Genomic DNA, 12916 nt, shown 5'->3' on the forward strand with positions numbered 1-12916 from the left:
GCCACTTTGCTGCAAGCAACATGATGGAGGCGCTGGAAGGTATCGAGATTCTTATGAAATTTTTGCTGACGCCGCAAAATAATTTACAACTATAAAGAAAGAAGATGAACATATGTCTGACAATAAAAAAGGAAAACTACTTAGTGATATTCCGTTCTCGGTACTCGATCTTTCTCCGATTGTCGAAGGCGGCAATCCGTCCGAGTCTTTTAAAAACACGCTAGAGCTCGCAAGACTTGCTGAAAAGTTAGGCTACAATCGGTACTGGATTGCAGAGCACCATAATATGCCTTTCATTGCGAGTTCTGCGACATCTGTCGTCATAGGTCATGTGGCAGCAGGCACTTCTAAAATCCGGGTCGGTTCAGGAGGCATCATGTTGCCTAACCATTCTCCGCTCGTGATTGCTGAGCAATTCGGGACTTTGGAGTCGCTGTTCCCAGGGCGTATCGATCTTGGTCTTGGCCGTGCGCCCGGGACTGATCAGCGTACTGCACACGCTCTGAGACGTGATTACAGTAATGGAGATGATTTCCCTGAACAATTGGCTGAACTAAGAGCTTACTTTAATCCTGAATTAGCGCCAAGAAGAAACCATGTTAGAGCCATTCCGGGTGAAGGATTGAACATTCCAATCTGGCTGCTCGGCTCGAGCGGTTTCAGCGCAGAGCTGTCAGCCCGGCTTGGTCTGCCATTTGCTTTTGCGAGCCATTTCTCGCCTGGTTACACGATACCTGCTTTGGGATTATACCGCAGTTCCTTTGAGCCTTCAGATACGCTTGATAAGCCGTATGCTATGGTCGGGGTTAACGTAATTGCTGCGGATACTGACGAGGAAGCAACGCGTCTCTATACAACGCTGCAGCAACAATTTCTGAACTTGATCCGCGGTAACGAAGTGCCCCTTCAGCCGCCAGTGGACAACATTGATCAATTGATCACGAGATATGAAAAAGAAGCTCTGCAGCAGCAGCTCGGCTCTTCCATTGTTGGCAGTCCTGCGACCGTTAAAGCTAAACTTCAGAAATTTTTAGATGAAACGCAGGCGGATGAGATTATGGTTATCTCTCAAATTTTTGATCATAAGGCACGTCTTCATTCTTATGAAATTGTGTCTGAAATTACGAAATAACAATAAAACAAGAACTCATTCTATGTACAGAGGTGTAGTGCTAGGGCGAATTGATGCCCTGGCAACTACACCTCTATTTTGGTTTCGAAATGACAGTACGAAGAAATTTTTCCATTATTTAAGGATTGTGGTTCATATTTTGTTCACCTATCATGTACAGAGACCGTCTTTTAATGATTTTACATAGCGGAAGATACGATCCACGATTATTTAAAGGCTCCTTGGAAGTCTTTAGTCATCAGCCAGAAAGGAGAGAAATATCGTATGGATTTTATCCGAAAAATGAAAGTTGTTGCACTTCTAGTTATTGCAGTTATATCGGTCGCTTCAATATCGTATGCAGAGTCTGCAAAGTCTAATAAAGTAAAAGTCGATTTGCCTAACAAGCCTGAAATATGGGAAATACACAAACACTTGAAGAAAGAGGACTTCGATCCAAGTACATCCCCGAGTGGAAAGATGGACGATTCCGGACAAGATACAGCCGTTAGAACGTTAAAAGGATTTGTTGGACCCAATTATGCCACGCAGGTAAATGGTAAATCTGTTATTGTGCTGAGCAATTCGCTTAATGTTTCAAAATCGGGAAATTGGGCGGTAAAAGGGTTAGTTCGAAATGAAACAACGAGCAACATAGGCGCGGTTACAATAGAAGCCAAGCTCATATCCAGCAAAGGAACTTTGCTTGGAACCGTGTCAACGAAATCGATCGTCACCAAAATTCGTCCGGGAGAACCAGCACCCTTTGAGATGACTTCATCGATTCCAGTTTCTAAAGTAGCGTCCGTGCAGTGGATTACTAAACCGACTGCTGCTCAGGACAATATATCCAGGGAAGCCAATATTATGGTGGACTATGAACTTGCATATGGACAACAAGATTATAGAGGGTTTAAACGGAATGATCCGCCTTATCCATATGTATTAGCAACATCCTTTGATAATTTGAGCGGACCTATAAAAACAGCTCAGCTTGTTGCAGCATGGCTGGATGAGACAGGAAAGGTTGTATGGATCGGGACAGCATCATTAGATTCTGCTTTTAAGAATGGAGTAGGGGTTGACGGCTCAGCCACTTTTAACAACATCGTTGTGAACAACAGTAAAATTGCCCCGATGCTTAGTCAAATTCCATATACATTGTGGGTGATTGCAAAATGAAAAACAAAACTACTTGGTTAACTAGCATATTTGTTGTAATCTTTGTGATGACTTCATTGATAAACTATACCCCTGCCTATGCAGGAGCCAAATTCGGTGACGTTCCTACAGATGATGTGTTATCGGCTGCAACTGCCAACTATAAAGGGACGGGAACCACTCGAAATAGTTTCGCTGCGATCATCATGGCGGTAACCTGGCCTGAAGTAACAGGAAATCATCTTAACTATACTCCATCTCCAATGGCTATTGGCCGTGCAGATGTGAGTAGTTCTAATGGCAAGAAGCTATGGGCAGATGGGGTAGTTAGCGGGGCATATAAATATGTACGTGCACATTGGAGTGCAGGAGTGGGAATATGGCAGTTAGATTCAGTTGGACTTGGCGCAGATATGAGCTTTCATAATGCAGTACTCACCAATACATCAGCTGCTGTAGTAGCATCTGAAATGGCTAGATTATATAAGAGTGCTTCAGGAACAGCTGCAGACAAAAGAAAGGCTGCATGGAAGCCGTGGTACGCATGCGGATATCATCAAGAAGTGTGCGAGAAAGTGTATCAATCTATCTATTATAGTCCTACAGATACACTCAACATTACACGCGATCATACCGTTTCTAGGGGAGGCGGACTGGTTAGCAAGCATTGCTATAATGTCTCTAATCCTAGGGTTACTTGGCCATGTTACAAATATAATCCTGCACTCGCCCAAGGATATAAAGGGTCTTGGTACTACAATCCATTGAACGGATCATCTACACTTGAACCGGTTCCGTTGCCATTTCTTACTTATTGGAAAACTGACAGTTATGGCAACAAAATAGAATATCGGCATTGGTTAAAAGCAGACACCGGATATGATACAAGTAAATGGGCATCCCGTCTGTTTGGAACAAATGCGAGAAGTTCAGTAAAATGGATGTCAAATTCGCCGCTTGGTGCAAAGTGAGCTGCGTAGAATGAAGGTGGATCATTTGAATAAAATTATGTTTGTGTTCCTTATGGCTTTTATATTTTTAAGTGGTTGTACTTCGCAAGTTAATGATAGTGAACATCCAAAACCGAATACAGCATCTGCTAAGGTAATTGATTTAAATTTTTCCCCGGCTCTTATCAATGAATTGAAAAGTGGACAACCCCAAAAGGATTGGATTAAGGTTAAAAGTATTGCATTCGGCAAGTTGCAAGTTCATCTATATGTGGATGCGAATAACCGAAAACCATATCATACTGGAAGTGTATATGCGTTTATTCAGAATCAAGGCTTGCTGTATGAGCTTGGAGATGTCAGCAGTTCCTATGGCCTCGATGATGTAGAAGCAGAGCAGATTAATAAAAAGTTTGGTGAGCAGGGACTTATGATTATGGGCAGCATAGGAACTCCTTATACCGAAATGAATCTAATTGGCTACGACCCAGCTAAAGGCCGGCTGCTTTCTATATTAGCTTTAGGTAAACCAACATTCGTTGATTTAGATGGTGACGGCAAAGATGAATTGGTAACTGCCTTTCAGGGTGTCCATTTGAATGAGCCTAATATTAATATCTTCCGTGAACGTAATGGGATTATTGAAAGATGTGATGTCGCCGAAGCAACGGGTAATGAGTATGCGAAATTATTAAGCGAAGGTGGAACTGCTATGCTTGAAACCGGAAAGCTTAATGAGGAGCCCCATTATTATCATTATAAAGACGGTAAACTGATTGAACTTTAAGTTTCAAGCCGAGTGGTGAGAAATAACAACTTATATATTTCTTGAAGAACCCTTACCCAAGGGTTCTTTTTTTGTATCCGACCAAATAATGGTAAATGACTCCGCCTTAAGTCTAGGTCGAAAACCAGCCTGTGGACTGTTTTGACTTAAGTAGGAACCGTCTAAACTAAGTCAAGGAGCGAATACATATGACAAAAGTCATATGAACAAAGTGACGATTTGCAGTACAGCGTATGGAAGGCACCCGTTATAATTTGAAAGTAAATATGAAAGTAAATGGATGGAAGGGGAACTTGAAAGAAATGACATGGTTAACAAAGTGGTCGTTTACAAACAAAGCCGCGGTCGGATTGTTGATCGTACTCGCGCTTATCGTCGGTGTACTTAGCTACACGACGCTGCCGATGGAGTTAATGCCGGAGGCAGATAATCCTCAGGTCACCGTTACGGTGCTTGGACCTGGCCAAGATGCGCATTCCATGGAAACGAATGTGACGAAGCCAATCGAGAATGCTACATCGCTCATTAAAGGTAAAAAAGAAATGTTCTCCACTTCAGGAGATGGTTATGCGAAGGTCGATCTTTATTTTGATTCGAAAACAAATATGAAGGAAGCGACGCAAGACGTTCAAAAAGAGTTAGATTCGCTGCAGTTCCCTCAAGGAGTCATGAAGCCATTTGTACTTCAATTGAACACTTCCATGATTCCGGTATCTGAGGTTACCATTGCATTTAAAGATGGATTGACCGAGAACAATATTAAAGAAGCAGAGAATAAGATCATCCCTGAGCTCCAAAAAATTAAGGGTGTGGCGAATGTCGGATTATACGGCAAACCAGCTCCACAGATTAGCGTCAAAGTAGATCCTCAGAAAATGGCTCAAAAAAGAGTTTCTCATCAGCAGATTATGGGAATTCTTCAAGGCCGCAACATTTCGGCTTCGATCGGAGAACAGACGATCGATGGTCAGACGGGGAACGTGAATGTTACTTCTACAATTGATAGTGTTGATACACTCAAAAAGCTGCCAGTAGCGGCAGGAGTTACTTTGCAAGACATTGCAACCGTTGAGCTTAAGGAAGAACATCAAAGTATTAGCCGCTCTAACGGAAAAGACGTATTGTTTGCAGTGGTAACGAAAGAAGCCAATGCGAATGCTGTAGCTGTTGGTAATAAAGTACAGGAACAAGTAGATGCGATTAATAAAACGGTCAAAAATGCAGCAGTTTCCGTTCTATTCAGTACTTCAGACATGGTTGTTACTTCCGTGAACAGTATGATGCGCGAAGTATTGATGGGAGCATTATTCGCAACACTCGTTATCCTATTGTTCTTACGTAATTTCAAAGCAACGCTCATTACGATCGTATCTATTCCTTTGTCGCTGGCGATTACGTTGTATTTACTCAAAATGTCCGGCGTAACTTTGAACATTATTACACTCGGGGGGGTAGCCGTTGCCGTTGGCCGTCTCGTTGATGACAGTATTGTTGTTATCGAGAATATATACCGCAGACTGCAAAAGGAACCATTCTCTCGTGAAATGATTATTAGCGCAACGAAAGAAGTAGCACGGGCGATTACTTCGTCTACGATTACAACGGTTGCCGTTTTCTTACCGATGGGGCTGCTGCGCGGCGGATTGCAAGCATTCTTACTGCCTTTTGCCTTAACTGTAACGTATTCACTCCTTACATCGCTTGTTGTTGCTTTAACAGTGGTTCCTTTACTAAGCTCTTGGCTGCTCCGGAACTCTCGTATGAAGGAACATAGGCCTGCAAAACGGTTCGCAAGCTTCTTGCGTTGGAATCTTCGCTATAAATGGGTAACATTATCTCTTGCTTTAATCGTGTTCGTGGGTTCAATTGCTGCCTATTTCGCCATGCCTAAAGGTGCTCTTGATTCATCTGATGCTGGCTATGTAGCAGTTCAATTGAAATATCCGAATGACGTTCCCGTTCAAGAGGTTCTTGATAAAGGGAAACAGCTTGAACAAGATTTGATGAAACAAGAACAAGTGAAGACCGTCCTGCTTCAATCTGGTAATAGTACCGATGGTGCGAAATGGGGAAATGTATCGTCACTTACTGAAGTGAATTATACCGTTGCAATGAAGGATGGCGCTAATGCGCAGGCCTTTATCGATCATGTCCGTGCACAAAAGGATAACTATGCTGGCGCGACTTTGACAGCGAATGAAACCAGCTTTATGGGCGGAAGCTCAACGATCGAATATATCGACGTTATTGGTGATGACCTGACGGCCATTACGAAGATTGCCGAAGAAGTGACAGCTAAAGTGAAGACTGTTGATGGAATTGAAAAAGTAAACAGCAGCATGGATGATACAAAACCTGTATTTTCATTCAAGGTAGATCCGGCGGAGGCGAATGCTCAAGAAATCGCCATGCAGATTGGCGCTATGCTTAACCCAATGCCGCTTGGACAAATTGATGTCAATGGGAATCCAACTTCAGTTGTCATGGATCCAGTTCTTGAACCGAAAACAGAGAAGGATTTAACAGGCATGACATTGATGACTGCCACAGGACCTGTACCATTGTCGAAATTAGCTACATTTGAAGTTCGCAATGAACCGACGATGTTATACCATAAAGAAGGTAAAACATATGTCCGTATTTCGGCCGAAGTAGATCCGAAGAAAGTTTCGGTCATCGGCGCAGACATCAAAAAAGTTACCGATCAAATGAAACTACCTGAAGGTGTTAGCTTATTCGTAGGCGGTGCTTCTGTTGACCAAGCGGGCGACTTTAGCGACATCGGTATGACAGGACTTATTTCTATCGGTCTGGTGTACCTGATCATGGTGCTTACTTTCAAAACGCTTCGTGCTCCGCTGGCCATCATGTTCTCCTTGCCGCTGGCAGCGATTGGTGCGATCATAGCACTCATTATTTCCGGCGTGAATCCAGATTTCACCGCTTTGTTCGGTGCCTTGATGCTCATTGGTATCGTCGTAACGAATGCGATCGTGCTTATTGACCGCATCAAACAGAACGAGGAACGTATGACGATTCGAGAAGCGATTATTGAAGCGGCTTCGACACGGATGCGTCCAATCCTCATGACGGCGATTGCTACAATCTGTGCGATGCTTCCACTCGTATTCGGGCATCCTGAGCAAGGCAGCATCGTATCGCAAAGTCTTGCAATCGTAGTTATTGGCGGCTTAACTGCTGCGACGTTGTTGACTCTTGTCGTAGTACCAGCCATTTATGAGCTGTTCTACTTCCGTAAGTCAGCTAAACAGCGTAAACAAGCGGTTCAAGCTGAAGTCAATGCCGCTTAAATTTAAGATATAAAGAATGAGCTGTCCCTAGGTCATCATAAGTGACTAAGGGACGGCTCTTTTTTGTTACTAGCAGGAATTATGGAAGAACGATATAAATAATGATGAAAAGGGAGAGTGATATTCTGGTGAACAGTAAAGAAAGGTTTTCAAATCGAGTCAATACGTATGTGAAATAGTCCTATACCCGGGCATCCTAATTACAAACTGTGAGAGATCTAGAGTACGATTACTTGAGAGGGACAAGATCGTTCTATTATTTCGAGAACTAGAATATAAATTAACAGTCCTATTGGGTGGTTGATGATTATTTAGGAAATGGGGTTTATATTCTATGGCTAAATCTAAACGCGGACGCTCGCTCTGGAATCTTCCTTCACGCGCAAGGGGAACTTGTCCCATTTGCGGCAGCACAAGAATCAAATTGCTCTATCCTCGGGTTAAGTCTGATGGAAAATCGGTAAAGGTGTGCAAGCGATGCGCTAACGCACCACAAACCAAGGTAGACGCAATTACGAGTTAGATAGAATGATATGCGAGAGCCCGCCCCTGACGAAGGAGGCGGGTATTTTTCTAGTATATTCATTTATTTTCGGAACAGCTTAACAAGCTTATCGAACCAATTTGGTTGATGTGCTTCTAGTTTCGGTTCTTTTGGTTTTGAAGTGGCATAAGATACCCGAGTTGATAATACTGCCATGCGAGCACTGCTCTCGAAAGATCCGTTTGTACTGGAAGCCTACCACTGAAAAGCATGGAGACAAGGCTCTACCAGTCAATATATTAAATGACAATAATAAGATTGTCGGGCGCAATCAAACGGTATTTACACTTCATTTATCTTCGTGAATTTACATTCAAGAATAATAAAAGGAGCCGTGCTGAGAAGAACACGACTCCTTAATCACTCCTATTAAAGCAGTAGGTGCCTATTTAATTTGAGGCCCCGTATTTCCTCAATAGCTTGACAAGTTTCTTGTTGTTATTTTCTGTAGCAAATTGCAATACCGTCATCTGATTATTCGGAGCAACTTTTCCTGTTTGGTTCGGGTTCGCGCCCGCTTTCAAAAGCATCTCAGACATCTCGTAATTATTCGCACGTACGGAATAATAAAGGGAATAGTCGTTTTTAGGGCTCGCTCCTGCTTTAAGGAGTGCTTCAACAATCTCGATGTCGGGGTAATTCATAATTGGTGTTCCATCTTCGGCATAACCGACAACAATACGCATGCTTGCTTTCTCTAGAGGAGTCCAAGTATCGCCACATGGACATATGTAACTCGCGTTGGGATCACCTTTGTATTTCAATACTAATTGTGTCAATTCTAGCCGAGTCTTCACATCCAAATCCCTACTTTCAGCTATGGCGATAAGGGCTGGTCTTGTATGCACATCGCCTAGCTGATTAACATTGGCGCCCGCTTTCAGTAGTTTTTCGACCACTTTTACTTTACTCTTCACAATTGGATAATTAATGGTCAAATCTATATTACCATTGTCTAATGCTTTGAAATCCGGCTTGTAGGAGAGCAATAGAGCAGTATATTCCAGCTCTTGTTCCTCCGTTAATAGGATATTTTTCTCATTATACAATAAGTTAAATGCATTCCAGACACGATCAATTTGGTTTATATCGGCCCCATTCTCTAAGAGGAGCTTTTTAAAAGCACGAAATCCGGATTAGTATCCATTCCTTCCTCGAGAAGGCGCTTGACTTCAAAATAGTCATTCGATAATACAGCTTCATCTAAAGTGGCAATTTATTACGGTCAGTCGTTCCTACATATACAATTCTATGGAACGAGCTCCACTCCACCTGTGCTCCCAAAGCCTCACTGACGAATCGCAGAGGGACAAGTGTTCTCCCGTTAATGACAAGTGACGGCATCGCAAGAGTTGTACTCTGTCCATTAATAATAGCTGTTTTCTCCCCTATGGTATGTTCAATAACCGTATTACCTTTGACCGCGCGAATGGTATTACCATTCAACTCTAGCTTGGCCCCTAAGCTTTCAAAAATTCCGCGAAGCGGCACAAACGTATAGCCGTCCTTCTGTACCGGTGGTTGATCATAAGGCTGAAATTTACCATCGATATAAACTTCAATTGGTCCCGTTCTGGCCGCTGACGCCGATAACGGGATCATAGTGAGCAATATCAATAAAGCTGTTACTGCGGCAATTGCTTTTTTCATTGTTTACTAGCCCCCCCATATGTACTGGTATATAATCCCTATATCAGATTTTTATTTCAACTTCTTTAGTCGTGCAGCTTTAGTCATGAGGGTCGAAACAATGAGTGTCTTTATGTAATATTTTGGATTATAATGAGACACGAAGCAGTTAACCACGATAGTAGACCGTTATCATATAGAGGGCGGCCTTTTTCTTAACTTCAAGCGATGGTCGTTTTTGATGAGGCGGATACTTCTGCTTTTCCTTTTTTTATGTCAACAATTAAAAGGACGGAATGCGATTGAGAAAATTACATGCCTCTCAGGTTTATTTAATCATGAACGCTCTGATTTCATTTGCTAATGCAACAATGTTTACGACTTATGCTCTATACTACGTATCTGGTCTGCATCTAAGCCCTTTGGAGGCACGGTGTTAGAATTAACGGTTCTCTTGTTTGAAATGCCGACAGGGATCATAGCGGATACTTACAGCCGTAGATTATCAGTCATTATAGGGATCCTTGTCATAGGCTTTGCTTATGTTCTTGAAGGTTCCATCCCTTACTTATCCCATTCTATGTCCATTCTCGCGATATCATTAGTTGTTGGAGTTTTAGCAGCAGAGGCTGTTCGTGGAATAGGTGAGACGTTCAATAGTGGTTCGACCCAAGCTTGGCTTACCGATGAGATCGGTGATGACAAGATTGGCGATGTATTCCTGAGATCGAACCAATTGAATCAAATTGTAGGAATTATTGGCGTTATCGCTAGTGTTGGGCTTTACGAGCGTTGCACTTAATTTGCCTTATTTATAGAAGGATTTATCTATTTATTGTTGGGTGGACTATTGTTGTGGAAGATTCCAGAGAATCATTTCGAACGGTCTAACAAAGAGCATAGTGAGACTCCTTGGAAAGAGTTGACCAATACACTGCGGACTGGATATACAGTGCTTCGAGGTCGAAGAATTCTAGTTATGCTTGTTGTTTCGAGTCTACTCATTGGTGCAGGTTCAGAAGGCTACGACCGCCTATGGGAAGATAACTTTATAATTAGTTTAAAATTTCCGGAAATCGGTCATCTTACCCCCGCCATTTGGTTCGGTATTATAAGCTTATCTGGTAATATTCTTTGTTACTTCATAGCTAGGTGGGCTCGTACACGATTAGACACGAGTGATAGTTAGGAGGGCTAGTAGTCGGCGCGGTCGGCAGCAGATACACGATAAGATTAGCATTAATTCTATCTTGGTTGTTGCAATTGCCCATTTTGGCCGTTCTCTTCAAGGCTGCAAACATGTCAAAGCAGAACAAGAGAAAATGTATTCTAAAAATGGCTAAATGAATACGCGAATTTAGGAGGCCTAGATATGCTCAGAAAAACAATCGCTTTTGTCATACTGTTTGTCGTTCTAAGTCTATTACTATTTTCCCCAAAGTTGATCGGAATAGATGACTGGCAAAGAAAAGTATTGGAGTGGAATTATTTTGGAGCAATATGGAATTATATTTTGTTTTTTATTGCAGTATACGTCATTCGAAAGAAAGACTTATCCTATTACGGACTTAAGCTAGGACTTTGGCGTAAGAACTTACATTGGTTTTTGTTGTGCCTATTTATTTTAATCGGGTTCACAAAGTTGCTAGATTTTATGGGCAGTCATCATTTAGCGTTGTCACTGCCTAGTGCAAGCACAATCATTTTTCAACTCGTGTTCATTGCGTACGGTGAGGATTTTGTGTGGAGAGGCCTTGTGCAAAAAGAGTTCGGTATGATTCTCGGTGCATTCGGATTTGGATTGATGCATGCTTCTCCCATGTTATGGGGTCAGTATTCGATCGCATACGCGGCTCAGTATTTTGCTTTTACATTCTTAATGGGATTGCTGTTAGGATGGGTCAGAAAAAAGACAGAATCGGTTTATGCAAGCGGGACACTGCACGGAATATACAATTTAATAAACAATATTTTAGTAGCAACGTGATAAATACATAAGAATGAGGTGATGACGTATTAGACCTCCCTTAAGCTTATAGCCTGGGAGGTCCAATTTTTAATTTACGTTTTTGTACCAAGAAATCGTTGTTAACAAGCCTTGTTCGATATCGACCTGGGGTTTGTAGCCAAGCATCAATCCAGCCTTGCTTATATCAGGCAGTCGATCCTTCATATCTTCATATCCGGGACCGTATGCCTTGACATAAGACACATTAACGATCGGAGAAGAAGAGTTTGAGAGCCGCTTAATTTTGTAAGCCAGCTCATTAATATTAATACGGTGGGTTGTTCCGATATTAAATACTTGTTTGTCGTACGCCGGATTCATACATGGAAGCAATCCCTTAACAACATCATCGATATAGGTGAAGCACCGCGTCTGCTCGCCGGTTCCATATACCGTAATCTCTTTATTATTTAATGCAGCAACGATAAATTTGGGTACGACACCTCCATACTGAGTCGAAGTTGACGTGGTCCGTAAGTATTAAATAGACGTACAATCGTAACGGGCAGACCTTTGTCGGAATATGCGAAGCACATATGCTCATCCAGCGCTTTAGCCGTGGCATAGCACCACCGATTAATTTGCGGCGGTCCAAGGACGCGGTCAGATTGTTCACTGAATGGGAGTTCATCATTTTTACCATAAATTTCTGACGTCGAAGTGAACACGACTTTAATTTGCTTCTTCCAAGCGAGTTCGAGTACGTTTCTGGTGCCATCAATATTTCCTTCGATCACTTTGAGTGGATTTTCAACCGTATTTTTCACGCCGAGTACAGCAGCAAGGTGATATACCACTTGAGTATTTTCTAACAATTTCTCTAGAAGCGGGCGATCCAGAATGGATCCCTCCACAAATTGAAAGCGTCGATTGCTTAAGGCACCAGCAAGAAAATGCTTGTTTCCGTTTGACAGGTCGTCAATGACACACACTTCGTGTCCTTCCCCCAGTAATGCTTGGGCCAAATGGGAACCAATGAAGCCGGCACCACCGGTGACAACAATTCTCATAATGCTCCTCCTCCTAATTGATACACTTTGGCCTTACCGTTGCCAGAGATGATATGACGTGTGTCAAAGATGAGGGAAGCATGATTTAATATCTGCTGGGCCGGTAAACTACTATGATTCGTTAATATGACAAGGCAGTCGGTCTCCGCAATGTAGTATCTGTTAATGGAACGCTGCTCATTTGTTCATCATTTATTTTTACGTTAGGGATAAAAGGATCGTGATATGAGACGTTTGCGCCTCTTTTCTTGAACTCGTAAAGGTATGAACTTATTTACTCTATGCAGTACGATGTGATCGTTGGAGGGCATTTTTAGTTTCTATTGAAAAGTGGGTTTAGGAAAAATGGATGATATGAAATAGTTCATCCGCACAAGCCGATTTCAATTCATCCAATATGATAAA

Annotated in this window: 12 protein-coding genes; 8 read left to right on the forward strand and 4 right to left on the reverse strand. The window is 42.3% G+C overall.

What is annotated here, in order from left to right; all coding sequences use genetic code 11:
- Positions 1 to 112 precede the first annotated feature (112 nt).
- The 5 genes from J2Z20_RS14740 (at position 113) to J2Z20_RS14760 (ending at position 7320) form a co-directional block, all read left to right on the forward strand.
- Entirely contained in the window at positions 113 to 1132 is a 1020-nt protein-coding gene (locus J2Z20_RS14740) for an LLM class flavin-dependent oxidoreductase (protein ID WP_209851929.1), read from the forward strand.
- A 264-nt stretch (positions 1133 to 1396) separates the two neighbouring features.
- Positions 1397 to 2293: an FxLYD domain-containing protein gene (locus tag J2Z20_RS14745; RefSeq protein ID WP_209851932.1), complete on the forward strand. Its 897-nt coding sequence runs from the start codon at positions 1397 to 1399 to the stop codon at positions 2291 to 2293.
- Positions 2290 to 3243 (forward strand): hypothetical protein, encoded by a 954-nt coding sequence (locus J2Z20_RS14750; RefSeq protein WP_209851935.1) that lies wholly within the window; start codon positions 2290 to 2292, stop codon positions 3241 to 3243. Before J2Z20_RS14745 ends, J2Z20_RS14750 begins: the two co-directional genes overlap by 4 nt.
- A gap of 25 nt (positions 3244 to 3268) precedes the next feature.
- A complete protein-coding gene (locus J2Z20_RS14755; protein ID WP_209851938.1) occupies positions 3269 to 4009 on the forward strand; it encodes a hypothetical protein in 741 nt (246 codons plus the stop codon).
- A gap of 302 nt (positions 4010 to 4311) precedes the next feature.
- Positions 4312 to 7320 carry an efflux RND transporter permease subunit gene (locus J2Z20_RS14760; protein WP_209851941.1) on the forward strand — a complete coding sequence of 1003 codons (3009 nt, stop codon included), beginning with the start codon at positions 4312 to 4314 and terminating at the stop codon, positions 7318 to 7320.
- Positions 7321 to 8253: 933 nt separating this feature from the next.
- On the opposite strand, the gene J2Z20_RS14765 is transcribed toward J2Z20_RS14760, so the two are convergent.
- The gene (locus J2Z20_RS14765; RefSeq protein ID WP_209851943.1) at positions 8254 to 8913 is read right to left on the reverse strand and encodes an ankyrin repeat domain-containing protein; all 660 of its coding nucleotides are present in this window, start codon (positions 8911 to 8913) and stop codon (positions 8254 to 8256) included.
- A gap of 154 nt (positions 8914 to 9067) precedes the next feature.
- On the reverse strand, positions 9068 to 9514 hold the full coding sequence (locus J2Z20_RS14770; protein ID WP_209851946.1) for a copper amine oxidase N-terminal domain-containing protein: 447 nt from the start codon (positions 9512 to 9514) through the stop codon (positions 9068 to 9070).
- A gap of 412 nt (positions 9515 to 9926) precedes the next feature.
- Between J2Z20_RS14770 and J2Z20_RS14775 the strand changes: the two genes are divergently transcribed.
- The 3 genes from J2Z20_RS14775 to J2Z20_RS14785 all read left to right on the forward strand — a co-directional run bounded on the left by J2Z20_RS14775 (position 9927) and on the right by J2Z20_RS14785 (position 11480).
- The gene (locus tag J2Z20_RS14775; protein ID WP_209851950.1) at positions 9927 to 10295 is read left to right on the forward strand and encodes an MFS transporter; all 369 of its coding nucleotides are present in this window, start codon (positions 9927 to 9929) and stop codon (positions 10293 to 10295) included.
- 51 nt (positions 10296 to 10346) lie between these two features.
- Positions 10347 to 10682 carry a hypothetical protein gene (locus J2Z20_RS14780; RefSeq protein WP_209851953.1) on the forward strand — a complete coding sequence of 112 codons (336 nt, stop codon included), beginning with the start codon at positions 10347 to 10349 and terminating at the stop codon, positions 10680 to 10682.
- 183 nt (positions 10683 to 10865) lie between these two features.
- Complete coding sequence (locus tag J2Z20_RS14785; protein ID WP_209851956.1) at positions 10866 to 11480, forward strand: CPBP family intramembrane glutamic endopeptidase; 615 nt, start codon at positions 10866 to 10868, stop codon at positions 11478 to 11480.
- A 69-nt stretch (positions 11481 to 11549) separates the two neighbouring features.
- Here the strand turns inward: J2Z20_RS14785 and J2Z20_RS18275 are convergent, their stop codons facing one another.
- Positions 11550 to 11927 carry a GDP-mannose 4,6-dehydratase gene (locus J2Z20_RS18275; protein ID WP_342454322.1) on the reverse strand — a complete coding sequence of 126 codons (378 nt, stop codon included), beginning with the start codon at positions 11925 to 11927 and terminating at the stop codon, positions 11550 to 11552.
- The gene (locus J2Z20_RS18280; RefSeq protein ID WP_342454320.1) at positions 11912 to 12511 is read right to left on the reverse strand and encodes an NAD-dependent epimerase/dehydratase family protein; all 600 of its coding nucleotides are present in this window, start codon (positions 12509 to 12511) and stop codon (positions 11912 to 11914) included. Before J2Z20_RS18280 ends, J2Z20_RS18275 begins: the two co-directional genes overlap by 16 nt.
- Positions 12512 to 12916 lie beyond the last annotated feature (405 nt).

The organism is Paenibacillus sediminis (assembly GCF_017873765.1).
GTDB lineage: Bacteria > Bacillota > Bacilli > Paenibacillales > Paenibacillaceae > Paenibacillus_AG > Paenibacillus_AG sediminis.